At 71.9% G+C, this 23,258-nt stretch carries 23 protein-coding genes; 8 read left to right on the forward strand and 15 right to left on the reverse strand.

Annotated elements, in window-relative coordinates; all coding sequences use genetic code 11:
* Window positions 1-322 precede the first annotated feature (322 nt).
* The 3 genes from ACN269_RS01250 (at window position 323) to ACN269_RS01260 (ending at window position 4,702) form a co-directional block, all read left to right on the forward strand.
* Window positions 323-985, forward strand: coding sequence for a hypothetical protein (locus ACN269_RS01250; RefSeq protein WP_421470569.1), 663 nt, complete (start codon window positions 323-325; stop codon window positions 983-985).
* An 84-nt stretch (window positions 986-1,069) separates the two neighbouring features.
* On the forward strand, window positions 1,070-3,022 hold the full coding sequence (locus ACN269_RS01255) for a Xaa-Pro dipeptidyl-peptidase (protein WP_421470570.1): 1,953 nt from the start codon (window positions 1,070-1,072) through the stop codon (window positions 3,020-3,022).
* 171 nt (window positions 3,023-3,193) lie between these two features.
* Window positions 3,194-4,702, forward strand: a complete 1,509-nt coding sequence (locus ACN269_RS01260; RefSeq protein ID WP_421470571.1) for a phosphoesterase — start codon at window positions 3,194-3,196, stop codon at window positions 4,700-4,702.
* Window positions 4,703-4,775: 73 nt separating this feature from the next.
* Here the strand turns inward: ACN269_RS01260 and ACN269_RS01265 are convergent, their stop codons facing one another.
* The gene (locus tag ACN269_RS01265; RefSeq protein ID WP_421470572.1) at window positions 4,776-5,300 is read right to left on the reverse strand and encodes a MarR family winged helix-turn-helix transcriptional regulator; all 525 of its coding nucleotides are present in this window, start codon (window positions 5,298-5,300) and stop codon (window positions 4,776-4,778) included.
* A gap of 113 nt (window positions 5,301-5,413) precedes the next feature.
* Between ACN269_RS01265 and ACN269_RS01270 the strand changes: the two genes are divergently transcribed.
* Genes ACN269_RS01270 through ACN269_RS01280 form a run of 3 tightly spaced genes read left to right on the forward strand, consistent with a single transcriptional unit; the run spans window position 5,414 to window position 8,895 of the window.
* Window positions 5,414-7,006, forward strand: a complete 1,593-nt coding sequence (locus ACN269_RS01270; protein WP_421470573.1) for an LLM class flavin-dependent oxidoreductase — start codon at window positions 5,414-5,416, stop codon at window positions 7,004-7,006.
* Between the two features lie 39 nt (window positions 7,007-7,045).
* The gene (locus ACN269_RS01275; RefSeq protein ID WP_421470574.1) at window positions 7,046-7,642 is read left to right on the forward strand and encodes a helix-turn-helix domain-containing protein; all 597 of its coding nucleotides are present in this window, start codon (window positions 7,046-7,048) and stop codon (window positions 7,640-7,642) included.
* Window positions 7,639-8,895 carry an MFS transporter gene (locus ACN269_RS01280; RefSeq protein WP_421470575.1) on the forward strand — a complete coding sequence of 419 codons (1,257 nt, stop codon included), beginning with the start codon at window positions 7,639-7,641 and terminating at the stop codon, window positions 8,893-8,895. Before ACN269_RS01275 ends, ACN269_RS01280 begins: the two co-directional genes overlap by 4 nt.
* Before the next feature lie 189 nt (window positions 8,896-9,084).
* Here the strand turns inward: ACN269_RS01280 and ACN269_RS01285 are convergent, their stop codons facing one another.
* The 8 genes from ACN269_RS01285 to ACN269_RS01320 all read right to left on the reverse strand — a co-directional run bounded on the left by ACN269_RS01285 (window position 9,085) and on the right by ACN269_RS01320 (window position 14,647).
* Window positions 9,085-9,780 (reverse strand): alpha/beta fold hydrolase, encoded by a 696-nt coding sequence (locus tag ACN269_RS01285; RefSeq protein ID WP_421470576.1) that lies wholly within the window; start codon window positions 9,778-9,780, stop codon window positions 9,085-9,087.
* Between the two features lie 38 nt (window positions 9,781-9,818).
* Window positions 9,819-10,199: a VOC family protein gene (locus tag ACN269_RS01290; RefSeq protein ID WP_421470577.1), complete on the reverse strand. Its 381-nt coding sequence runs from the start codon at window positions 10,197-10,199 to the stop codon at window positions 9,819-9,821.
* A gap of 102 nt (window positions 10,200-10,301) precedes the next feature.
* A complete protein-coding gene (locus tag ACN269_RS01295; RefSeq protein WP_421470578.1) occupies window positions 10,302-10,790 on the reverse strand; it encodes a hypothetical protein in 489 nt (162 codons plus the stop codon).
* Window positions 10,787-12,064, reverse strand: coding sequence for a signal peptidase I (locus ACN269_RS01300; protein WP_421470579.1), 1,278 nt, complete (start codon window positions 12,062-12,064; stop codon window positions 10,787-10,789). Before ACN269_RS01300 ends, ACN269_RS01295 begins: the two co-directional genes overlap by 4 nt.
* 11 nt (window positions 12,065-12,075) lie before the next feature.
* Window positions 12,076-12,708 (reverse strand): SipW-dependent-type signal peptide-containing protein, encoded by a 633-nt coding sequence (locus ACN269_RS01305; protein ID WP_421470580.1) that lies wholly within the window; start codon window positions 12,706-12,708, stop codon window positions 12,076-12,078.
* A gap of 9 nt (window positions 12,709-12,717) precedes the next feature.
* A complete protein-coding gene (locus tag ACN269_RS01310) occupies window positions 12,718-13,353 on the reverse strand; it encodes a SipW-dependent-type signal peptide-containing protein (protein ID WP_421470581.1) in 636 nt (211 codons plus the stop codon).
* Window positions 13,354-13,569: 216 nt separating this feature from the next.
* Window positions 13,570-14,136, reverse strand: coding sequence for a hypothetical protein (locus tag ACN269_RS01315; protein WP_421470582.1), 567 nt, complete (start codon window positions 14,134-14,136; stop codon window positions 13,570-13,572).
* Window positions 14,137-14,236: 100 nt separating this feature from the next.
* Entirely contained in the window at window positions 14,237-14,647 is a 411-nt protein-coding gene (locus ACN269_RS01320; RefSeq protein WP_421470583.1) for an MmcQ/YjbR family DNA-binding protein, read from the reverse strand.
* Between the two features lie 148 nt (window positions 14,648-14,795).
* On the opposite strand from ACN269_RS01320, the gene ACN269_RS01325 reads away from it, so the two are divergent.
* Window positions 14,796-16,598, forward strand: a complete 1,803-nt coding sequence (locus tag ACN269_RS01325) for an acyl-CoA dehydrogenase (protein WP_421470584.1) — start codon at window positions 14,796-14,798, stop codon at window positions 16,596-16,598.
* Window positions 16,599-16,601: 3 nt separating this feature from the next.
* On the opposite strand, the gene ACN269_RS01330 is transcribed toward ACN269_RS01325, so the two are convergent.
* Together ACN269_RS01330 and ACN269_RS01335 are read right to left on the reverse strand one after the other, a co-directional pair.
* Window positions 16,602-16,778 carry a hypothetical protein gene (locus tag ACN269_RS01330; protein ID WP_421470585.1) on the reverse strand — a complete coding sequence of 59 codons (177 nt, stop codon included), beginning with the start codon at window positions 16,776-16,778 and terminating at the stop codon, window positions 16,602-16,604.
* Between the two features lie 206 nt (window positions 16,779-16,984).
* A complete protein-coding gene (locus tag ACN269_RS01335) occupies window positions 16,985-17,698 on the reverse strand; it encodes a spermidine synthase (RefSeq protein ID WP_421470586.1) in 714 nt (237 codons plus the stop codon).
* Window positions 17,699-17,824: 126 nt separating this feature from the next.
* Here ACN269_RS01335 and eccB point away from each other — a divergent pair, with 126 nt between their 5' ends.
* Window positions 17,825-19,195 (forward strand): type VII secretion protein EccB, encoded by a 1,371-nt coding sequence (gene eccB / locus ACN269_RS01340; protein WP_421470587.1) that lies wholly within the window; start codon window positions 17,825-17,827, stop codon window positions 19,193-19,195.
* A 60-nt stretch (window positions 19,196-19,255) separates the two neighbouring features.
* Here eccB and ACN269_RS01345 read toward each other — a convergent pair whose 3' ends face one another.
* The 4 genes from ACN269_RS01345 to ACN269_RS01360 all read right to left on the reverse strand — a co-directional run bounded on the left by ACN269_RS01345 (window position 19,256) and on the right by ACN269_RS01360 (window position 23,189).
* Window positions 19,256-19,861, reverse strand: coding sequence for a class I SAM-dependent methyltransferase (locus tag ACN269_RS01345; protein ID WP_421470588.1), 606 nt, complete (start codon window positions 19,859-19,861; stop codon window positions 19,256-19,258).
* A 120-nt stretch (window positions 19,862-19,981) separates the two neighbouring features.
* Complete coding sequence (locus tag ACN269_RS01350) at window positions 19,982-20,848, reverse strand: carbohydrate ABC transporter permease (protein WP_421470589.1); 867 nt, start codon at window positions 20,846-20,848, stop codon at window positions 19,982-19,984.
* Window positions 20,848-21,798 (reverse strand): carbohydrate ABC transporter permease, encoded by a 951-nt coding sequence (locus ACN269_RS01355; protein WP_421470590.1) that lies wholly within the window; start codon window positions 21,796-21,798, stop codon window positions 20,848-20,850. The genes ACN269_RS01350 and ACN269_RS01355 overlap by 1 nt, the downstream gene beginning before the upstream one ends.
* A complete protein-coding gene (locus tag ACN269_RS01360) occupies window positions 21,795-23,189 on the reverse strand; it encodes an ABC transporter substrate-binding protein (RefSeq protein WP_421470591.1) in 1,395 nt (464 codons plus the stop codon). Before ACN269_RS01360 ends, ACN269_RS01355 begins: the two co-directional genes overlap by 4 nt.
* Between the last annotated feature and the right edge of the window lie 69 nt (window positions 23,190-23,258).

Raw genomic sequence — 23,258 nt, forward strand, 5'->3', positions numbered from 1 at the left:
CGCGCCGGTGATCGCGGCGCGATGCCGACCGGGTTCTGCGGTGATGGCATCCAGGAGCGTTGGTGAAGCGCGGTGCGAAGAATTCCCGTGAACTCAGATATCCATTAATGGGAATTCCACCATACGGCAGTCGGCCACGCATCGCTGTCGATCGGCGACATTGTCCCGTCGACTTCGCTTTCCGGCTATCGCCCGGGGCGATCCTGCGCCCGCTGTCCTAGTCGCCCCCCGGCGCGGCAGCGAAATCTTGTTCATGATCTCCCGGGCGTCCCCGGCGTCCGGGCCACAGCCGGAGATCCGGCCGACAGGCGGGGGTGAGTCGTTGGACGGTACCGATCCGGACCGCGTCGTACGACTGGCGGTGGCCGAGGCGTTGGCGCGGGTGGCGGACGAGGACAGCCTGGGACTGGGCGAGGGTGACGCGCTGATGAGCCTCGGCGTCGCGCTGCGGGAGGTGCTGCGCCGCGCGCTCGACAACCGCGTCCCGCTGACCACGCCCGAATTCGTCGACCTCTGCCGCGACCTGCGGCTGAATCGCGACTCGTTCGACCTGCTGGGGCACTACCTGCTCACGGCGTTGCTGGCCCACCAGGTGGGGCCGGACGCCCTGGTCCGCGTCGGGGCGCTGCTGGGCACCGTCCGGCGCTACCTGCCCGCCGCCCGACCGCCCGCGCCACGCAACGAGGGGCCCGAGCGCCGGCGACGCGACGTCCGCGCGGACAACAGCGTCGTGGGCCGTTACCGACGCGCCAAGCTGCCCGAGCACCTGCCCAATCCACCGAGCTGGACGTGCACCGGGTGCGGCCGGGAGTGGCCCTGCGCGACCAAACAGAGCCAACTGCTCGCCGAGTTCGGCGGGGCGCGCGCCTCCCTGGCCGTCTACCTCGGCTCGTGCCTCGTCGCCGCCGCCCAGGACCTGCCGACGCTGCCCCTGCCCAACGCACGACACCGTTTCCTGGGCTGGCTACCGCGCGCCCGGATCTGACGACGACGCGCCGCCGTGGGCGCTGGGCAAACAGACATCGATGCGATGGAATGTCCTGGACGCGTCGCACCCGGAGGGACACCGATGCCGACCGCCCGAACCCGCGCACGGATCGCCGCCGCCCTGGCCGGCCTGCTGGTCGCGGCGCTCGCCGCCGCGCCCGCGACCGCCGCTCCGACCGACCGGCACCGTCCGACCCCACCCCACGTCGTCGGCACCGGTACGGTTCCCGCCTACTCCTACGCCAGGGCGATCCGGGAGAGCGTCTGGGTCGAGACCCGTACCGACAGCGACGGCGACGGCGCACCCGACCGGGTCGCGGTGGACGTCGTCCGACCCCGCGAGGCCGCCGCCGCGGGGATCCGGGTACCGGTCATCATGGAGGCGTCGCCGTACTACCTCTGCTGTGGCCGGGGCAACGAGAGCGAGTTCAAGGCGTACGACGCGTCCGGCGTCATCGCCTCGGTGCCCCTCTTCTACGACAACTACTTCGTCCCGCGCGGGTACGCCTTCCTCGCCGTGGACCTCGCCGGCACCGCCCGCTCGACCGGGTGTGGGGACGTCGGAGGCCCGGTGGAGGTGGGCAGCGCCAGGGCGGTAGTGGACTGGCTCAACGGCCGGGCGCGGGCGTACACGGCCGACGGGCGGCCGGTCGACGCCGGCTGGAGCACCGGCCGGGTCGGCATGATCGGCAAGTCCTGGGACGGGTCGGTCGCGAACGGGGTCGCCGCCACGGGCGTCCCGGGCCTGGCCACCATCGTGCCCATCTCGGCCATCTCCAGCTGGTACGACTACATGCGCTACCAGGGGACGCTGGTGTCGACCGACTATCCCGGCTGGCTGCACACGGACGTCAGCAGCCGCCCCGAGGCCGCCTGCTCGACGATGCTCGCCCGGTTGCGGACCGACAGCGCGGAGCAGACCGGCGACTACAACGGGTTCTGGGCGCAGCGCGACTACCGACCGTCAGCCGACCGGGTGCGGGCCAGCGTCTTCATGGTGCACGGCCTCAACGACCTGAACGTCACCACGAACCAGTTCGCCCGCTGGTGGCAGGAGTTGGCCGAGCGGGGCGTACCCCGCAAGCTGTGGCTCTCCCAGGCCGGCCACCAGGATCCGTTCGACGTGCGACGCGCCGAGTGGGTGGCGGCCCTGCACCGCTGGTTCGACCACTGGTTGCAGGGACTGCCGAACGGGGTGATGGACGAACCACCTGTCGACCTGGAGACCGCGCCCGGCAGGTGGACGACGCAGCGCGACTGGCCCGCGCCCGGCACCCGGGACGTGCGGGTTCCCCTCGGGCTCGGCGACGGTGTGACCGGCACCCTCGGCGGCCGCGGTGCGCGTCCGGGCCAGGAACGGGCGTACGTCGACGGGTCGCTGACCGAGGACGAGGTGGTGGCCGAGCCGACCAGCGCGACCGCCGGCCGGCTGGTCTTCCTCTCCGGCCCGCTGGACGCCGCGCTGCGGATCTCGGGCAGTGCGTCGGTACGACTGCGCGTCCAGGTGGACCGGCCGACCACCGAGCTGAGCGCCCGCCTGGTCGACTACGGCACCGCCGAGCGGAGCTGGTTCGGTGCGGTGCGGACGCTGGACACCGAGTCGTGCTGGGGACAGTCCATCGAGGTCGACGACGCCTGCTACCGCGACACCGAGGAGATCACCGAGGTCACCGACCACGCCGTGCTGGCCCGGGGCTGGCTCGACGCCGCGCACCATCGCTCGCTGCGGTTCACCACGCCGCTGCGCGCGGACCGGTGGTACACGGTGACCGTGCCGCTGAACGCGTACGACGCGGTGGTGCCGGCCGGGCACGTCCTCGGCCTGGTGCTCGGTCAAAGCGACCCGGAGTTCACGATGACCGACGACCGGGACGCGACCGTCCACGTCGACCTCGGACGCAGCGAACTGGTCCTGCCGATCGCCGGTCGGGTCGGGTTGCCCGCCGTCGACGTCGCGCCGACGGTGGTCACCGCGCCCCTCGCGCCGTCGACGGCCGGGCCGGCGCGCGTCGAGCGGGGGCGCCAACGACCCTGATCCTGCCGCCCCGCTGTCGGGTCGTCACCCACCGCCGCCCGCCGCCGCGCCCTTCAACGGGCTCGGCCAGGGAGTTCACCGGGTACCCGTCCGGCGTACGGCGGACGTTCACCGACCTCTCCGAGGCTCCTTGATCAAAGAGCATTCGCGTGATCGAGGAGAGGCTCTGACGTGAGAGACAAGCAAGCCGAAGAGGTCGAGCGCGCGCAGTTGTCGCGACGCAAGCTGGTCAAGTACGCGGGTGTCGGCGCGACGCTGGCCGCCGCGAGCCCCCTGGTGGGCGGCGGCGCGGCGTGGGCCGACGAGGAGCGCCGGCCCGGCGACGACGAGGGCGACCGGGGCGGCGTCAAGAACCGGTCGTGGCGTGCGGGCGACCACCACGTCCACTCCGAGTACAGCGGCGAGTTCGACACCACCCGGAGCCCGATCGTCTTCCACAAGGGCGCGGACGCGGTCTACCCGATCGTCACCAACGCCATCATGGCCAAGAACTTCGGCCTGACCTGGGCGATGTGCACCGACCACGGTGGACCGACGCATTCGAAGGTCAACATCGAGCAGGCGTACCCCGACCTGCTGCGCTCCCGCAAGCTCGTCCCCGAGGTGCTCCAGTTCTGGGGCATGGAGTTCGACGCGCCCTCGCTGGACCACCACACGCTGATGATCCCGCGCCACGACGACGAGGCTAAGCAGCTCTTCGAGCTGGAGAGTCGCTTCGCCAAGTACGACGCGTTCCCCACCGACCCGGCCCGCGACACCGAGGCCAAGATGGTGGAGTTCCTCAAGGTCGCCCGCGGTATGCCGCACAAGCCGCTGGTGATCGCCCACCACGCCTCCCGTTCGGCGCCCGGCCTCGGCGTCTACGGCCAGGACACCCCGCGCGAGTTCCGCAACGGCAACAACGCCGCGCCCGACGTCTACATCGGGTTCGAGGGCGCGCCCGGCCACCAGGCCGGTCCGCTCAACGGCGGCAAGCGCGGCGGGTACGGCAACCACCCCACCTACGGCGGCTTCGACCAGATGACCGCGCGGGTCGGCGGACTCTGGGACTCCCTCCTCGGCGAGGGGCGGCGCTGGTGGATCACCGCGACGTCCGACTCGCACGTGCACTGGACGCGCGGCGGCTCGGACTTCTGGCCGGGGGAGTACAGCAAGACCTACGTGTACGCCCGCCAGGACTACGGCGACATCATGGACGGTCTGCGCAACGGCCGGATCTGGGTGACCACCGGCGACCTGATCCGCAGCCTCGACGTCACCGCCACCTCCCAGGGGCGCACGGCCGAGGTCGGCGAGACCATCACGGTCAACCGTCGCAGCCGCACCGACGTCGAGATCGAGATCCGGTTCCGCCCGCTGGACGGCGTGAACGCCAACGGTGACCGTCCCGAGGTCCGGCGCGTCGACCTGATCGTCGGCCAGATCACCGGACCGAGCGCCAACCTGGACGCCGACACCAACCCCAGTACCAAGGTGGTGGCCCGGTTCGGCCCGCGCGACTGGCGTCGCCAGGGTCACGACTACGTCATCCGGCACACCCTGCGCAACGTCGAGGCCGACACGTACGCCCGGGTTCGCGGCACCAGCACCGACGAGGCCGAGCCCCTCGCGGACGGGCTGGAGAGCCCGTGGGACGACCTGTGGTTCTACTCGAACCCGGTCTTCGTCCACGTCCGCTGACCCCGCCCGCCCCGCGCTGTTGATCAAGAGGTTCGCGTCAGGATCCCGGCCTGCGGTGACGCGAACCTCTTGATCAACGCTGTTCCCGGGGCGGATCGGGTCGTGCCTCGGTCACCGCCTCGCAGAGGTTGCGCAGGGGGTCGGTGGCCTGGGTGGAGCAGGCCGCCTTCTGCAGCAGGGTCCGTAGGGTCGCCGACTCCTGTGGCGTGAGCGAGCCCAGTAGGTGCGCCTCCACCCGTCGGAGTGCCTCGCGCCGCTGCTCCCAGGCCGCCCGTCCGGCGTCGGTGACGTCCACCAGTCGGCTGCGCCGGTCGGACGGGTCGGCCCGCCGGGCCACGAACCCGGGTCGTTCGAGGTCGTCGATCAGGTACGTCAGCACCGTGCGGTCGATCCCCAACTCCTCGGCGATCGCGCCCTGATTGCGACCCGGTCCGGTGAGCGAGGCGGCGAGCACCTGGTAACCGCGCGGGCCGCCGGGAAAATCGGTCAGCACGTGCTCGGCCGCCCGGACGTAGCCCCGGAAGACGATCCCCAGCATCCAGCCCAGATCGTCGTCGAGTGGATCGGGCCGTTCCGGCCGGTCGGTGGCACCCGTCATACCCCGACGATAGCCGAAGTCACAGATCTTGTTGGCAGCAGATGTTCTGTCTGACATAAGGTCTAGGTCTGCGCGCATCGCGCGACGCGGTGCGTACGACAGGAGGCTCGCACATGAGCGACTACGGCCACGACCTGGTCTTCGGCTCGTTCACCACGCCCGGCAACGACGATCCGGACCGCGCCGTCGGGCTCGCCGTCCTGGCCGAGCAGGTCGGCCTGGACCTGGTCACCTTCCAGGACCACCCCTACCAACCACGGTTCCTGGACACCTGGACGCTGCTGAGCTTCGTCGCCGCCCGGACCGACCGGGTGCACCTGTCCGCGAACGTCACCAACCTGCCGCTGCGCCCACCCGCGGTGCTCGCCCGCAGCGTCGCCAGCCTGGACCTGCTCACCGGGGGCCGGGTCGCGCTGGGCCTCGGCGCGGGCGCGTTCTGGGACGCCATCGAGGCCATGGGCGGGCGGCGGCTGACCCCCGGGCAGGGCGTCCGGGCGTTGGCGGAGGGCATCGACGTCCTCCGGCAGATGTGGGACGCCGAGGCGCGCGGCGGTGTACGCGTCGACGGCGAGTTCCACCGGGTGGTCGGCGCGAAACGCGGCCCCGCCCCCGCCCACCCGGTACCGATCTGGCTCGGGGCGTACAAGCCGCGCATGCTCGCGCTCACCGGTCGTCGGGCCGACGGTTGGCTGCCGTCGCTCGACTACCTCGAACCCGGTGACCTGGCCCGGGGCAACGCGATCATCGACGACGCCGCCCAGGAGGCCGGCCGCTCACCCGCCGACGTCCGCCGGCTGCTCAACATCTCCGGCACCTTCTCCACGGTGGGCCGTGGCCCGCTGCACGGGCCCGTCGAGCAGTGGGTACGGGAGCTGACCGAGTTGGCGCTGGGGGACGGGATCGGCACGTTCATCCTGGCCAGCGACGACCCCGACGACCTGCGCCGGTTCGCCGGTGAGGTGGCACCCGCCGTCCGCGAACTCGTCGCGGCCGAGCGTGACCGGGGTGCCGCGGCGGTGCGTACCCCCGCCGAGGTTCTTGCGGACACGCAGCCGGCGGCGGTCGTGGCGCCCACCGCGCCGCCGGCTCGGGCGCGGGTGAGCGCCGGCGCCTTCGCGGTGGTGCCGACACCCGACGACGGCCGCCGACTCAGCGACCGGCAGGTCTGGGACGAGGCGGCCCGTCCCACCGGGCCGACGCCCGATCCCAGCCGCACCTACACCGCGCACGAGCAGGCCACCGGCCAGCACCTGGTGCAGGTGCACGACGGGCTGCGCGCCGAGTTGGCGCAGATCCACGACCTGATCGAACAGGTGGCGGCCGGCGAGATCGACGCCGGCGCGGCGCGGTCGCAGATCAACACGATGACCATGCGGCAGAACCGGTGGACGTTGGGCGCGTACTGCGAGTCCTACTGCCGCATCGTCACCACCCACCACACGATCGAGGACCAGGCGCTCTTTCCGCGTCTGCGGCAGGCCGACCCCCGGCTGCGCCCGGTGGTCGACCGGCTGGAGCAGGAGCACCACGTGATCCACGAGGTGTTGGAGGGCGTCGACAAGGCGCTGGTGGCGTACGTGGGCGCGCCGGACGGGCTGGCCGAGCTGCGCGCCGCGGTGAACCTGCTGACCGACGCGCTGCTGTCGCACCTGAGCTACGAGGAACGCGAGCTGGTCGAGCCGCTGGCTCGCCTGGGGGTGCTCTGACCGGTTGCCCGACGAGACCTGAGAGACTACTTTCGAAACATGTCTCTCAAGAACCCGTACGGGGATTTCGAGATCACCGAGCCGCAGGCCCTGCGGGCGCTGGCGCACCCCGTCCGCCTGGCCATCCTCGACCGGCTTCAACGACACGGCCCGTCCACCGCCACCGGCCTGTCGCCGCACGTCGGGGCCACGCCGTCGGTGGTGAGCTGGCACCTGCGCCACCTCGCGACGTTCGGCCTGGTCGCCGACGCCGACGGGAGCACCAGCAAGCGGGAGCGCTGGTGGCAGGCGACCGCCCGGGGATTCCGCTTCAGTCCGTCGGACGACGCCGAGGGGCAGGCCGCGGCGCGGCAGCTCCGCGGTGAGATGTTCGCCCGGTACGCCGACGCGCCCCAGCAGTGGCTGTTGCAGGCGGAGTCCCGGCTGGACGACACGTGGCGCGGGCTCGCCGGGGTGTCCGATACCCGGTTCGTCGCCACCCCGGACGAGCTGCGCCAGCTCGAAGAGGCGATCGAGGAACTGCTCGCCCCGTACGTGCGGCGCAAGGTCGACGAGACACCCCCGGCCGGCGCGCAGGTCGTACGGATGCTGCGTTACCTGCTGCCCGAGGCCGCCGACGATCCGTCCGCGTCATGACCGCCGTCGACGCGCCGGCCGCACCGGCCCCGCACCGCGACCGGCGCTTCCGTACCTTCTGGATCGGTCAGACGATCACGGCGTTCGGCGACCGGATCAGCGAGCTGGCCCTGCCCCTGATCGCCGTCGCCCTGCTGGCCGCCACGCCCGGGCAGGTCAGCGTCCTCACCGCACTGATCTGGCTGCCCAACCTGCTGGGCCTGTTCCTCGGCGCGTGGGTGGACCAACGCACCCACAAACGCCGCCTCCTGATCATCGCGGACCTGGTCCGCGCCGTCGTGCTGCTCAGCCTCCCGGTGGCGTACCTGTTCGACGCCGTCACCCTGACCCAGCTCTACTTGGTGGCGCTGCTCACCGGCGCCGGGGCGGTGTTGTTCGCCCTGGGGCAGCAGGCGTTCTTCGTCGCCCTGGTGCCGCGCACGGCCTACGTGGACGCGAACAGCAAGCTCAGTGTCAGCCGGTCTCTGTCGTTCATCATCGGTCCGGCCGTCGGCGGCGGGCTCGTCCAGGCGCTCAGCGCGCCGGTGGCGATCCTCGTCGACGCGGTGTCCTTCCTTCTCTCCGCGCTGCTGCTGCGTCGAATCCCGGTTACCGAACCCCCGCCACCGCCACGGCGGACGTCCACCCTCGGCATGGTCCGCGAGGGCATGACGCTGGTGCTGCGCCACCCGGTGCTGCGCGCCGCGCTCGGCTGCACCAGCACCGTCAACTTCTTCACCTTCATCGCCTCCGCGCTGCTGGTGCTCTACGCCAACCGTGAACTTGGCCTGTCGGCCGGCGCGATCGGCCTCGCGTTCGGCGTGGGCGCGCTCGGCGGCCTGGCCGGCGCGGCCCTGGCCCCCCGCATCTCGCGCGCCATCGGGCTCGGCCGGACGGCGATGATCGGCGCGGTGGTGTTCCCCGCCCCGCTGGCGCTGACGGCGCTGATCGACGGCCCGACCTGGGCGAAGATCGCCATGCTGGCGGCCATCGAGTTGGTGTCCAGCGTCGGCGTGATGCTGATGGACGTCAACCTCAACGCCCTGCTGACCGCCGTCACCCCGGACGACGCACGGGGTCGTCGAGCCGGCGCGTACAGCGCCGTCAACTACGGCATCCGGCCGCTCGGCGCGCTGGTCGGCGGCGCGCTCGGCACCACCCTCGGGCTACGGCCGACCCTGGTCGTCGCCGGACTGGGCGGTGTCCTCGCCGTGCTGTGGCTGCTCGCGTCCCCCGTACGCCACATCAGGAACCTCGACACCGTCACACCGTGACCGGCTGGGCCTGGCCTGGCCTGGCCTGGCCTGGCTGGGCCTGGCCTCTCGTGCCGCTCGTGCCGCTCCCGGCCGGAGGCACCTGCCCCGTGAAGCGTGATGCCGGTGAGTCATCAAGATGACCCACCGGCACCACGCTCGTCGCACCATCCGCCCCTCTACATCTCGTGCCGTCGGCTCGGGCGCGGGTCAGCCCGCCTCCGTCGCGAGCAACGCGGCCAGCTCGGCGGGCTGGGAGAACATCGGCCAGTGGCCGGTGGCCATCGTGACGAGCCGCCACCGTTCGCTGTCGAGCAGCGTCGCCACGACGTCGTTGGGCTCGGGCCCGTCGAGCAGGCACTTGACGTACGTCGTCGGCAACTCGCCCAGGGAACCGGTCAGTACGGCCGGCTCGGTCAGCGTGCGCCCCGGATGCGTCGTAGCGCCCTTGACCAGCCGCGCGATCTGCTCGTCGGTGAGGCCCTGACCGTCGAACTCGGTTGGGGCGAGCGGCGACCAGTCACCGCCGTTGTCGGCGAGCACGGACTCGAACGCCGCCTGACCCTGCCACCAACCGGAGGCGAACGACCCGCCGTCGACCGGCACCTCCGCGTCGAGGTAGACCACCCGGGTCAACCGGTCGCCGATCCGCTCGGCGGCCTGCCCCACCGGGATGCCCGAGTAGCTGTGCCCGACCAGCACCACCTCGCGCAGGTCGCGGCGTTCGATCTCGTCGACGATGTCCTGTACGTGGGTCTGCTGGCCGGCCGGCACGCCGTGGCGCTCGGCGAGACCGGAGAGGGTCAGCGGAAGGGGCCGGTGCCCGGCCGTCCGCAGGTGCGGCACCACCTCGTCCCACGCCCAGGATCCCAGCCACGCACCTGCCACCAACACCAGATCAGCCATGGCCGGACCCTACTGCGGCCCTGCGACAGGCCCGGCCGTCACGGCCAGGTCCGAGCCTGGGCGTCGAACACCTCGGGTGGGCTCTCGACCGGCAGGACGCAGAGCAGGTGCCCACCGGGCGCCCGCAGGACGCGGCACTCCAACCACCGCGTCACCTCGGTCGCGCCCAGGCCGACCAGCCGCGCGGTCTCGGCCGCCACGTCGTCGGTCTCGATGTCGAGGTGGTAGCGCGGCGCGTCGTCGACGGCCTGGACGGCGGTGACCAGGCCGGGCAGCGCCTGGTGCAGACCCACGAACTGCGGCTCGTCCGGGTGCGCCCGGGTGTCGACGCCGAGGGCCGCCGACCAGAACTCCGCCGCCCGCGCGGCCTCCGCCTCGGGCGCGTCGATGAGCAACGCGTACACACGGCTTCGATGCATGCGAGGCAGGATATCGAGGGCTCCCGCTATCTGCCCGCCGCGCCAAGGCGAGTGGCGATCCGGTCCGCTAGCGGATAGGGCGTCGCGGCGAGATGTCGACGTCTACGGCACGCTGCAGAAGTAGAGCACCGCCGTCAGCATGCCGACCGAACCGCTGACCTGTGTCGACGTCCAGCCACCGGGGCCGTTCGCCACCAGACGGAAGGTGCCGCTTCCGATGCCCAACAGAGCACCGGGGATGGTGACCGACGTGGCCGTGGGGCCGAGGGTTCCGCCGCCGGAGAAGCCGCCCGTCAGCGACCACGTGAAGCCGTTGCGGGTCAGACCCCCGACCGGCAGGGTCCACGTGAAGGTCGGCGGAGTGAGCGCGCCCGCGCTGCATTGCAGATTGGTCGGAGGGTTGACCGTGCCGGCCTGGAGCGAGCCTCTGCCGTACTCGGTGTCGGTCCATGAGGCCAACGTCGACGACGGCGGTCCCAGCGCGACGACCGTGCCGGCGAGCAGCAGGGCGAGGAGGCTCGCGACCCAACGCCTGCGGGCGACGCCGGTCCGCTTCCGCTGAGCCGGAGCTGGACTCCACGAGCCCCTCACGGCCGCGAGACCCTGATCCGGCGTCTGCGCGCGACGAGCATCAGCAGCAGGCCGAGCAGGAGCGCGCCGGTGCCGGCGAGCAGCGGGGTCCGCAGGTTCGTTCCGGTCCGTGGAAGCGGCCCGACCCTGCCGTCCGCCGAGGCCCGGTCGCCGAAACCGGTTGCCGTGACGATCAGGTCCGCCGACCCCGAGGCGGTGGTGTTGGCCAGCAGGCTCGCGGTGACGAGCACCCAACGCTGCTGGTCGGCGGACATCGAGCCGAGGGTGATCGGGCGCGCGGACAGCCTGGTGGCGGGACCGTCGGCGAGAACCTGTTCCTGCCGGCCGTCGGGGCAGGCGCCCCGGACCCACCGCATGGCGCAGATGGCGGCCATCACCCGCAGTCCGTCCGGACGGGCCGCGAGGGGTCCCCGCGCCGACAGCGAGATGCTCACCGTGCCGGGCTGCCTGGTCTGCGCCAGGACCCCCACCTGCCACGGCACCGGCTCCTCCGGCGTCATGTTCGACATGCGATCGCGGTCGCCGATCGAGATCAGGGTGAGATGCCGGCTACGCGTGACGTCCTCGGCGGTGGTCGCCCGTGCCGGATCCGGAGTCGCCAGCACCGCGCCGGCAGCGACGCCCGGCAGCAGTGCCAGCACGAGGAACAGGCGCCGCGCGGTCGCCTCACCGCGGCGCGGCACGCCACTCGGCGGGAGGCGCAGCTCGGGGCCCGGCCCGGGCTGGTCCGAACCTGACGGTCCGGGTCGCCGACGGCGGGTCCGCCGTTCGGGATCACGGGGCCAGAACGCCCAGGTCACGATCACGGCTGTCCCGATCGTGATCGCGCTCATCGCGTACACGTTCGACACCGCGCGCACCGCGTACCCGAGCCGGGGCGCCGACCACTCGACCAGCCGGACTCTGGTCACCGGGTAGGGCGCGGCGTCGTTCGACTCGTTCGCGTCGCCGCGCAGGGTGAGCAGCCGCGACGCGCCCTCGCCGTCGCCGACGTCGACGACCCGGTGGGTGATCGGTGGCAGCGGCGTGCGGTCGACGGTGACGACGTCGCCCACCCGTACCTGCGACGCGGGGATCTCCCGCACCACCGCCAGCGATCCCGCGGGAATGGTCGGGCTCATCGACCCGGTCTTGAACAGGATGAGGGAGATGTCGAAGAAGAACGCCAGCGGGACGAGGACGACGCACACCGTGCCGCCGGCGGCGAGCACGGTCAGCGCCAGGTCACCGACCCGGGCGAGGAGACTCTGCTGTCGGCCCGCTCGTCCCATCATGTGCAGACCCCTTACGTAGATGTGGCAGTGAACAGCCAGGTGACGGCGCCGCTCGTGCCCTGGTACGCGTTGCTGGCACCGGACTGGATCCGTACCTCGAAGCAGAACCGCAACTGCGGGGTTGCGCCGCTCGGGACGGTGATGCTGGACGGGACCGGCGTGCCGGGCACGGAGGTGACTGCCAGGTAGCCGGGCCCGACGATCCACGTCGGCGTACCGGTGAAGGCGGCGGCAGCGCAGGTGGTGCTGGTGGTGGCGGTCCGCACAGCGCGGTACTCGAGCGCGGGCAGGAGGGCGCCCGCGTCGTTCGACGAACTCGTCAGCGCGACGGCACCGCCGACGGTCGTCGTCGATGTCGTACGGATGTCGACGAAGGCGTAGACGGAGACCGTCGGGGACATCGCTGTCGCGTTGAACACCAGCGTCGCGGCATTCGCCGCCGGAGTGTGACTCGCCCAGGCGCTCGACGCGGTCTGCGATTCGGTGCCGAAGACGCTCGCGGCGAACGACCCGGTGCCGTACTCGCCATCGGTCCACGCGGCGAGCGTGGACGTCGCTCCCAGACCGAGAACGAGGGCGCCGGCGAGTACGGCACGGGTGCGACGGAGCCGTGGTCGTCCGGTCGAGTTCCGACGGCTGACCACGGCCGCCACCTATACGGACGTCGCCAGGAGTTGCCAGGTCTGCGTCACCGACGTGCCCTGCACCAGGGTGCCCCCTGCCGTCACGACGAAGCACAGGAAGGCCGGAGCGCCGGGTGTCGTGGGAGGGGTGCCCTGCGTCAGGTTGAACGAGACCGCGCCGGTCACCGAGTTGAGCGCCGTGCCCTGCGGGACGATCCAGGTCGGGCTCGTGGGCGTCGCGCTGCAGTTTGCGAAGGCTGGCACGGTCGCGATTCCGTAGGTGAGGCCGACGAAGCCCGGCGGGGCGGGGGTGGCCGACGCCACCGAGACCGTCGCGCCGTACGTCGTGGCGGCGGTCAGGCGTACGGCGAACGGCGCTGCGACCACGGAACCCGGGCTCATGCTGTCGAAGCCGGTGCTGAAGGTCAACGCGGCCGCGGTGCCGGCGGTGGGGTGCTCAGCGTAGGTGGTGCCGTTCGTGCTGCCCTCCATGCTGAACGTACCGGCCGTGAACGTGCCCGTGGCGTACTCGGAGTCGTTCCAGGCCGCGAGGGTGATCGTCGCCCCGAGGCCCAGGGCGATGCCTCCAGCCAGGATGGCCTTGAGTTTGCGACGGCCTCCTCGACTGCGCACCGCACTCATCGCCATCCCTGTCGGTCCACTCAACTCGTCCTCCTCGGTACAACGCGGGTTGGTTGTCTTGACCGGCGGGAGGGGCGCAGCGGTGATCAGACCAGCTGCGCCATCCTCGAACCGAACAAAAGCGACAAAACGGTGGTTGTCGCGCAAGGAGACGGTAAAGGAAGAAATCAGGCAAGTAAGCGCAAAAGCGAGAATTGCCGCCGCAGTGTGGGTCAGTGAGCCGGGTGCACGGGCGGTGGTTCAGGCGTGGTCGGGCGAGGGCGGGCCGGCGTCGACCGGCATCCGGTAGACGTGCACCGGGTAGGCGACGGCCGGGTGCCCGCCGTTGAACCCGGCCGTCAGGTGCAGCTGGGCCGCCGGCAGCCAGAGGTGCCCCTCGGTGTCGAGACACATCGCGTCCACCCAGTTCAAGCGGGGGTCGGCGACGAGCGTACGCACGCTGCGGTCCGGTCCGACCGCGAGGATGCGGCGGCGCTCGATGTCGCTGACGTAGATGGTGCCCAGTGCGTCGATGGCCGTACCACCGGTGCTCGGCGTGTCCGCCCAGGGCTCGACCCGCCGGGCCAACTCCTCGGCGGACAGCGTCGGGTCGTCCAGCCACCGGGTGCCGATCCGGGACATCCCACCCGAGGCCGGCTGGTAGTACAGCCACCGCCCGTCCGGTGACACCTCCAACTGGTCGGCGTGCAGGCATACCCGCGCCCCGCCGGGATCGCGCAGCGCCCGACCGTCGGCGATCACCGGGCCGCCCACCGTGCTCGGGTGGCCGTCCAACACCCGCCGGCACCGACCCGAATCCAGGTCCACCACGATCAGGCCGGGCGCGCCCGACGTCGCCGTGCCCGTCGATGGTCCGCCACCGCTGGCGCGGTATCCCCGTGTCGGCCCCGGCGAAACGCCGGCCGCCTCAGCCGGACCGGTCGACCCGGGCGGCGAGCCGCTTGGGCGCCTGCACGCAGTAGCTCTCGGTGAGCAGCTCACCCACCTCGTCCCAGTCGGTGTCCGCGTCCAGCACCATGCCCATAACGGTCGGGCTCCAGTCCGGCTTGTAGAAGGGAGGCCCGACGCTCAGCAGACCGGCGATCTCGTCGAGCGGGGCGCGGAACACCAACAGGCAGGCCGGACGGTCGAGCGCGGCGGCGCGCGCGTGCACCGCCTGACGGTCGGGATCGACGGTGAGCACATGGGCGAAGGTGCGCGTGCGGATCCGCCACCGGGTGCCCACCCAGGCCGGCTCCTCGTAGGCCTCCGGCAATCCACGGCAGATCGGGCGCAGCCTGTCGAGGATCTCGGGCTCGACGTCGCCGGGTGCGGTCACAGGCAGGGACGCTAGTCGGCGGGTACGACAACGACGCCCGCCGAGGGGCGGCGGTGGTGCGCTCCCGGCACATCGGTCAGGATGGGGCGGGACCGACGCCGGCCGCCCCGATCAGACCCGACACATCCGAGCCCCGCCGAGGAGTTTCGTGCCCTCCACCCTGCTCTCCCGCCGTGACCTGGACTTCCTGCTGCACGACTGGCTGCGGGTGGCGCACCTCGTCGAGCGTCCCCGCTACGCCGAGCACTCCCGGGAGACCTTCGGCGACGCCCTGGACCTCGCCGAACGGGTGGCAACCGACCAGTTCGCCCCGCACAACCGGGCCGCCGACCTCGCCGAGCCCACCGTCGACGGGGACCGGGTGCGGACGATCCCGCAGATCGCGACGGCGTTGCGGAGTTTCGCCGACACGGGTCTGCTCACCGCCGCGATGGACGACGCCGTCGGCGGGCTGCAACTGCCGCACGCCGTCGCCGCCGCCTGCTTCGCCTGGTTCCAGGCGGCCAACGTGGCGACCTCCGCGTACCCGCTGCTGACCCTGGGCAACGCCAACCTGCTGCTGGCGCACGGCAGCGCCGAGCAGGTCGACACCTACGTGATGCCGATGCTCCAGGGGCGGTTCTTCGGCACCATGTGCCTGTCCGAGCCGCACGCCGGCAGCTCACTGGCCGACATCGTCACCCGGGCCGAGCCGCAGCCGGACGGCACGTACCGGCTGTTCGGCACCAAGATGTGGATCTCCGGGGGTGACCACGAGCTGGCGGAGAACATCGTCCACCTGGTGCTGGCGCGGATCCCCGGCGGCCCGCCTGGAGTGAAGGGCATCTCGCTGTTCGTCGTACCCAAGGTGCTGGTCGGCCCGGACGGCACGCTCGGCGAGCGCAACGACGTGGCGCTGGTCGGGCTCAACCACAAGATGGGCTTCCGAGGCACCACCAACGCGCTGCTCAGCTTCGGCGACGGCGGCCACACCCCGGACGGTCGACCTGGCGCGGTGGGCCACCTGGTCGGCGCGCCCCACCAGGGGCTGGCCCAGATGTTCCACATGATGAACGAGGCTCGGATCGGCGTCGGAGCCGGCGCAACCGCGCTGGGCTACACCGGCTACCTCAAGAGCCTGGCGTACGCCCGGGAACGGCCGCAGGGCCGCCCGGTCGGCGCGAAGGACCCGGCCACGCCGCAGGTGCCGATCATCGACCACCCCGACGTACGACGCATGCTGCTGGCGCAGAAGAGCTACGTGGAGGGGGCGCTCGCCCTGGTGCTCTACTGCGCCCGGCTGCTCGACGAGGAGAAGACCGCGCCGGTCGATGCCGACCGGGAACGGGCGCACCTGCTGTTGGACGTGCTCACCCCGATCGCCAAGAGCTGGCCGTCGCAGTGGTGCCTGGCGGCGAACGACCTGGCCATCCAGGTCCTCGGCGGTGCCGGCTACACGCGCGACCACGACGTGGAGCAGCACTACCGCGACAACCGGCTCAACCCGATCCACGAGGGCACTCACGGGATCCAGGCGTTGGACCTGCTGGGTCGCAAGATGACCATGCACGACGGCGCGGGGCTGCTCCTGCTGACCGAGACGATGGGGGGCACCGTCACGCGGGCGCGAGAGACCGGCGGCGAGGCCGCCGAGCTGGCCGACCGGCTGGACCCGGCGGTGCGACGGATCACCACCGTCACCCGGCGGCTGTGGGCCGGCGGCGATCCGGTGCTCGCCCTGGCCAACGCCAGCGCGTACCTCGAGGCGGTCGGGCACGTGGTGATCGCCTGGATGTGGCTCGAACAGGTGCTGGCGCTGCCGCCCGCCGAGAGCGGCGATTCCTTCCACGCCGGTAAGCGACAGGCGGCCCGCTACTTCTTCAGCGTCGAACTGCCCCGCACGGGACCCCAGTTCGACCTGCTGGACAGCCTCGACCGCACTGCGCTCGACATGCGCGCCGACTGGTTCTGACCGTCACCGTCGACTTCTCTGGTGGTGCATGGCCTGCCGGCCCTTGACCACGCCCAGGACGATCACGATCACCAGCGCGATCAGACCGATGATGATCAGCCAGCGGACCGCCTCGAGGATCAGCCCGAGCAGAATCAGCACGCCAGCGACCACGCCGACGACCCAGAGCAGGGCACGCATCACAACCTCCCGACCGGCCGCAACGCGAGATGCGGCGACCCCGGGGCCGCGCCTTCCCACCCCCACCACACCCAAACACGCCTACCCCCGCACGATCTTGCACTTTCTGTGCCGGGCAAAAGGGACCTGAGCCCCGAATTCGCCAACAGAATCTGCAAGATCGGCGGGGTGGAGGCGGGGCGGGGGCGGGGTGGGGGTGGGGGGAGTTAGCGGCGGGCTACGTAGACGGTGTTGGCGGACTGGGCGCCGGTCAGCGGGTTGGCGAACGGCACGACGTGCGCCCGGGCGGTGGTGAAGACCTCCGCCAGTGTCGCGGTGAAGCCGTCGTCCGGTGGGTCGTCCGACCAGAGCGCGAAGACGCCCTCCGGACGCAGCAGCGCGGCGAGCCGACGGAGCCCGTCCGGCGTGTAGAACGGCGCGTGGCTCGGGTGCAGGACGTTGCGCGGCGAGTGGTCGACGTCGAGGAGGACCGCGTCGAAGAGCCGCCCGGGCGCTTCGACGTCGAACCCGTCGTCGCCCGCCACGGCGGCGAAGAAGTCGGCCCGCACGAACCGGGTCCGCGGGTCCTCGGCCAGCCCGGTCGCGAAGGGCAGCAGCCCTCGCCGGTGCCAGTCGATGACGTCCTCGATGGCCTCCACCACCAGCAGCGCCCGTACCCGTGGATCGGCCAGCGCGGTGCACGCCGTATAGCCCAGTCCGAGGCCGCCGACCACCACGTCGAGTGTGTCACCGGCCAGTTCGGCGAGGCCGAGACGGGCCAGCTCGATCTCGGCGACGGGGAAGAGGCTGGACATCAGGTACTCGTCGTCGAGCTTGACCTCGTACACCTCGACCTGGAGCGCCGGGTCGCGACGCCGCCGCAGGCTGATCGCGCCGATCGGTGTCTCCCGCCAGGCCAGTTCCTCGAAACGCGCGCCCACGGTGCCCTCTCGCCGCCGGATTCGTCCCCGAATGGTACCGACCGGGTCCCGCCCCGCCACGCAGGGTCCACGGGACATCGACGCAGCGCATATCCTGTGCCCGGTCGAACCAGCGGAAGGGACCCCATGCCGTCGCGGCAGGATCAGCTGCACTCCTACCAGTTCAGCGTCCAGCGGGCGGTCGCCGCGCTGGTGATGCGGGAGACCGACCCGGCCCAGTCGCCGTTCCGGCGGCTGGCGGGCGCGGGCCTGGCCAGCGTTCTGGTCGCGGTGATCGGGCTCGGGGGTGCGGCGCTGTACGGCCTGTTCGCCGGTGGTGGCAAGGGCTGGCGGGACCCGGGCGCGGTCATCGTGGAGAAGGAGTCCGGCGCCCGTTTCGTGTACCGCGAGCAGAAGCTGCACCCGGTGCTCAACTACGCCTCGGCGTTGCTGATCGTCGGCGCGGACCGGTCGAAGACCGTACTGGTCTCCCGACGCTCGATCGATGGCGTGCCGCGCGGGCTGCCACTGGGCATCGCCGACGCGCCGGATTCGTTGCCCGCGCCGGGTCGGCTCGCGACGTCGCCCTGGACGGTCTGCTCGACGACGGCCGGCGTGGACTCCCGTTCGGCGCTGCTCATCGGCGTCGACCCCGACGGCGGCCGACCACTCGGCGACGACGCGCTGCTGCTCCGCCACCCGGACGGCGACCTGCACCTCGTGTGGCACCAGCGTCGGTACCTGATCCGCGATCCCAACCGGGTGCTGGCCGCGCTGGCGACCACCCGGACGCGGGCGGTGCCCGTCGCGCCAGCCCTGCTCAACGCCCTCCCCGCCGGTGTCGACCTGGCCCCGCCGACGCTGCCCGGCGAAGGTCGACCCTCCGCCCGGGTGCCGGGGGCCACCATCGGGCAGGTCTACCTGATACGCAACTCCGGCGGCGGTCGGCAGTACGCGGTGGCGCTCGACGACGGGCTGGCCGGGATCACCGAGTTGCAGGCCGGACTGCTGTTGGCCCGTACCGGGCAGGGGGAGTCGGAGCCGATGACGTTGGGTCGGTTCGCGGCGCTGCCCACGATGCCCGATCTTGCCCCGAGCGGCCCGACCGCTCCGCCGCCCGCCCCGCCCCGGCTCGCCGCCACCGACGAGGCGGCGATCTGCACCCGGGTCGGCGACGACGACGCGGGGGAGGTGCGCTGGGGCGTACGCCTGCCCGACCTGGCGGCCGTGCCGCGGACCGCGCCGTCCGGTGGCACGGCGCTGGCCGACCACGTGGTGGTGCAGCCGGGTGGCGGCGCGGTTGTCGAGGCCGCCGCGGCGCCCGGCGCGTCCGGAGGGGCGGTGTCCGTGGTCACCGACCTGGGCCGGCGGTACGTGCTGGCCGACCGGGAGGTGCTGCCGATGCTCGGTTACCGGGACGTGCGACCGGTGCGGCTGCCCGCCGGTCTGGTCAGTCTCGTGCCGGCGGGGGCGACCCTCGACCCGGCCGCGGCCCGGGCCGTCGCGGCACCGTCCTGACGCGCCCGGCCCGGCGCGGCGTCGTCCTTCCCCGGCCGTCGTTCCGACGCCGTCCGGGCGTCAGGTTGCCGGACGGCGCAGGATGCTGACCGCGAAGGGCGCGTCGTCACGCCACGGGCGCAGGTCCCAGGTGGCGAAGCGGTGTTCCAGGCGCAGCCCGGCGGCGACCGCGTCGGCGTCGAACGCGGTCAGCGGGTAACCGCGTTCGGTGCCGAAACCCACTGCCAGGACGCCGTCCGGACGCAGGTGCCCGGCGAGCCGGCGCAGCACCTCCGGCTCGGTGCCGATGGCGACGAACGCGAGCACGTTGCCGGCGAGCACGGCGGCGTCGAACGGCTCGCTCTCGCCCATCGCCGGCAGGTCCAGGTCGGCCAGGTCGGCGACCAGCCAGCGCGGACCGGGATGATCGGCGCGGGCGGCCTCCACGAGGACGGGGTCGGCGTCCACCCCGACGACGGTGTGCCCGCGCTCGGCCAGGGCCGCGCCGACCCGACCGGTGCCACTGCCGGCGTCGAGGATCCGTGACCCGGGCTCGACGAGGGTGTCCACCAGCCGGGCCTCGCCGGCCAGGTCGGCGCCCTCGGCGGCGAGTTTGCGGAACCGGTCGACGTACCACTGCGAGTGCTCCGGGCCGGTGTCGGTTGCCCAGCGGGTCGGGTTGGCCATACGCCTCACGGTAACCGGGCCGGCCGGGGCCGGGCCGGCGGGTGCGCCGATCGGTGGCGGTTCAGCGGTGCCGGGGTCGGCGTGTCGTACCGCTGGGCTGCCACCGATCGCGCGGCTCGCTCAGCCCTTCTCCGCGCCGCTGGTCAGACCCTCGGTCAGCAGCCGTTCGCTGGCGAAGAAGAGGATCACGATGGGCAGCGTGAGGACGACCGACCCGGCCATCAGCACCGTCTTGGGCACCTCCACGCCGTCGGCGAGCAGGGACAACCCCAGCGACACCGTCCAGCGGTCGGGCTTGTCGACCAGGAACAACAGGGCGAACAGGAACTCGTTCCAGGCGATCATGAAGTCGTAGAGCGCGACCGCCATGATCGACGGCATCGCGAGGGGCAGGCTGACCCGGCGGATGATGCCGAGCCGACCGGCGCCGTCGATGGCGGCGGACTCCTCCAGACTGACCGGGATGGTCTCGAAGTAGTTCTTCAGCATGTAGACCGACACCGGCAGGGTCTGCGAGACGTAGACCAGCACCAGCCCGAACAGCGAACCGCGCAGCCCGGCGAGGCTGAACACCACGAACAGCGGGATCGCGATGACGATCGAGGGGAACAGGTAGACCGCCAGGAACAGGAAGTCGACCTGCCGCCGGCCGAAGAACCGCAGCCGGGCCACCGCGTACGCGCCGGGGATCGCGACGAGCAGCGTGAGGACGGTCGCCGCGACCGCCACCAGGGCACTGTTGCCGATGAAGGTGAGGAATCCCTGGCCGCCGTCGTCGGTGGCCTTGAGGACCTCGGCGTACGTGGCCACGGTCAGCTCACCGAAGCCGACCACCAGCGAGCCCGGGTCGAGCAGCAGCCGCTCGATGGGGCGTACCGAGAGCACCAGCATGTAGTAGAAGGGGAAGACGGTGACCACCAGGAACGCGGCGATCACCAGGCGGCGCAGCCAGCGCAGGCTCACCGTCTCGACCATGTCCCGGTCCATCAGCCGACCCTCCGTCCGAAGAAGCGCAGGTAGATCAGCACGAACACGATGAGCACCACGGCCAGCACGACGGCCTGCGCGGCGGCCGCCCCGACGTCGGTACGGGCGGTGAGGAACTCGTAGACCCGGACGCTGACCACCTCCGTGCCGGCGGCACCGCCGGTGAGCAGGTAGACGTCGTCGAACTTGTTGAACGTCATGATGAAGCGCAGCACGCCCAGCAGGGCGATCACCGGCAGGAGTTGCGGTAGCAGGATGTGCCGGAACCGCTGGGTGGGAGTGGCCCCGTCGACGCGGGCGGCCTCCTCCAACTCGCCGGGCACCGCCTGGAGACGGGCCAGCAGGAACAGGAACGCGAACGGGAAGTACCGCCACGCCTCGAAGGTGACGACCGTGGCCAGCGCGGTCGACTCCTGGGTGAGGAACGGCACCGGCGCGTCCCAGCCCAACAGGCGCTGCCCCCAGTGGTTCACGATGCCGAGCTGCGGGTCGAGCATCACCTGCCAGACGAAGGTCACCGCGACCACCGGCGCCACGTACGGCAGCAGCATGGAGGCCCGTACCAGGGTGCGACCGCGGAACGGCCGGCGGACGACGAGCGCGGCGACCAGGCCGAGCACGATCGACCCGACGGTGCCACCCACGCTGTAGAGCAGGGTGACCCACAGGGTGTCGGCGAAGCCGGGGGTGTGCAGCACCCGGTCGATGTTGTCCAGGGTGAACTCGCCGAAGAGGCCGGTCTTGCGCAGGGTGGCGAGCCGGACCCGCTGGAAGGCGAGCACCACGGTCCAGACGATCGGGACGCCGATGATGACGATGGTGACGAGCAGGGTCGGCGCGACCAACGCCAGGCCGGCGCGGGACTCTCGGCGGCGCAGCGTCAGCGGTCGACGACGCGCCCGCTCCGGCCGCCCTTCGGTGGGGGAGCGGCCGGGCGCGGTGGTGGTCAATTGACGCCTGCCTTGATCGCCTCGACGTCCTTGCGGGCCCGGCCGGCGGCCCCCGCCGCGTCGGACTTGCCGGTGGTGAGGTCGCCCAGCACCTTGGGTACCGGAAGCTCACCGAGCATCGCGCCGACCAGCTTTCCCTGGCCCTGGCCGAGCCCCCAGCGGCCGAACGTGTCCGGGCTGCGCCGCAGGGTGGCGAGCACGTCGTCGCCGTACACGTCGGTGAGGGGCTTCTTGGTGTCCACGCCGGCCGGGCTGGTGGTCCAGGCGGTCAGGAACGCCTCCGGCTCGGTCGGGGTGCCCGTGCGCACCGGGAAGCGGCCCTCGGGGGACATGCCGAACCAGCGCGGGTAGCCGTCGCCGAGCAGGTACTTCACGAAGGACTTGGCCGGTTCGGTCACCGCGCCGTCCAGCACGGCCCACGAGCTGATCTCGCCGTACTGGGCGGGCTCGGTGCCGTTGGGGCCCTTGATCGCGGTGACGAAGCCGCTGTTCTTGGCGAGGAACGCCGGGTCGGCCTGGCACTGCGGGCAGGTGGGCTTGGCGTCGTCCCGCAGCCCGGCCAACTCGTCGAGGATGAACGGTGACCAGATCACCATGGCCGCCTTACCCGCGAAGTAGGTGGCCCGGGTGGTGTCGACGTCCTGCGCGCCCTTGACGGAGCTGGTGCGGATCAGGTCGCCGTAGAAGCGGAACGCCTCGACGCACTGCGGCGAGTCGAGGGTGACGGCGCCGGAGTCGTCGGTGAGCTGGCAGCCGTTGGCCAGTGCCAGGTGCTCGAAGGTCTGTTGGGTGAAGACGTCGCTCGCCGAGGTGGCGGCGGTGATGCCGGCGACCCCGCCGGTGTTCAGCTTCGCCGCGGCGGTGGCGATCCGCTCGTACGTGTCGGGGGCGGGCAGGCCGGCGGCGTCGAACAGGTCCTTGCGGTAGACGAGCAGTTGCCCCCACCCGTCGCTGGGCACGGAGAGCTGCTTGCCGTCGTCCGAGGTGAGTTCCAACGCCCGGGGGGAGAAGGTCTGCCGGCCCAGCTCGTCGACGACCTCCGCGTTCGCCGAGGCGTGCAGCAGTTCGTTGCCCGCGAGCGTACGGACGCCGGCCAGGGAGACCGACCCGACCACGTCGGGCAGCTCGCCGGCGGCGGCGTTTGCGGCGATCAGCGAGGGGAACTGGTCCTCGTTGACGGTCACGAGGTCGACCTGGATCCCGGTCGTGGCGGTGAAGTCCGCGATGATCGCCTTGGTAGCGGTGACGCGGTCGGCGACGTCCTCCAGGCTCCACACGGTGATCTTCTTGCTGTTGCTGTCGGACCCGTCGTCTCCGCAGGCCAGCAGGGTCGACGCGGTCATGGCCAGGACCAGGGTGGTGGCGAGTATCCGCCTCGGAGGTGCTGACATCGGTGGCACTCCTCTCGAAGGGTACAAGACGGATCCAACACCTTCGATTGATCAATAGCAAGACATATG

It is taken from the genome of Micromonospora sp. WMMD736 (assembly GCF_049179015.1).
Classification (GTDB): domain Bacteria; phylum Actinomycetota; class Actinomycetes; order Mycobacteriales; family Micromonosporaceae; genus Micromonospora.

Bases quoted from the DNA above. Each gene is read 5' to 3' on its own strand.
- ACN269_RS01255 (WP_421470570.1), top strand. From the start codon at position 1,070: ATGCCGACCGCCCGAACCCGCGCACGGATCGCCGCCGCCCTGGCCGGC.
- ACN269_RS01265 (WP_421470572.1), bottom strand. From the start codon at position 5,300: ATGACGGGTGCCACCGACCGGCCGGAACGGCCCGATCCACTCGACGAC.
- ACN269_RS01270 (WP_421470573.1), top strand. From the start codon at position 5,414: ATGAGCGACTACGGCCACGACCTGGTCTTCGGCTCGTTCACCACGCCC.
- ACN269_RS01275 (WP_421470574.1), top strand. From the start codon at position 7,046: ATGTCTCTCAAGAACCCGTACGGGGATTTCGAGATCACCGAGCCGCAG.
- ACN269_RS01280 (WP_421470575.1), top strand. From the start codon at position 7,639: ATGACCGCCGTCGACGCGCCGGCCGCACCGGCCCCGCACCGCGACCGG.
- ACN269_RS01285 (WP_421470576.1), bottom strand. From the start codon at position 9,780: ATGGCTGATCTGGTGTTGGTGGCAGGTGCGTGGCTGGGATCCTGGGCG.
- ACN269_RS01290 (WP_421470577.1), bottom strand. From the start codon at position 10,199: ATGCATCGAAGCCGTGTGTACGCGTTGCTCATCGACGCGCCCGAGGCG.
- ACN269_RS01300 (WP_421470579.1), bottom strand. From the start codon at position 12,064: ATGATGGGACGAGCGGGCCGACAGCAGAGTCTCCTCGCCCGGGTCGGT.
- ACN269_RS01330 (WP_421470585.1), bottom strand. From the start codon at position 16,778: ATGCGTGCCCTGCTCTGGGTCGTCGGCGTGGTCGCTGGCGTGCTGATT.
- eccB (WP_421470587.1), top strand. From the start codon at position 17,825: ATGCCGTCGCGGCAGGATCAGCTGCACTCCTACCAGTTCAGCGTCCAG.
- ACN269_RS01345 (WP_421470588.1), bottom strand. From the start codon at position 19,861: ATGGCCAACCCGACCCGCTGGGCAACCGACACCGGCCCGGAGCACTCG.
- ACN269_RS01350 (WP_421470589.1), bottom strand. From the start codon at position 20,848: ATGGACCGGGACATGGTCGAGACGGTGAGCCTGCGCTGGCTGCGCCGC.
- ACN269_RS01360 (WP_421470591.1), bottom strand. From the start codon at position 23,189: ATGTCAGCACCTCCGAGGCGGATACTCGCCACCACCCTGGTCCTGGCC.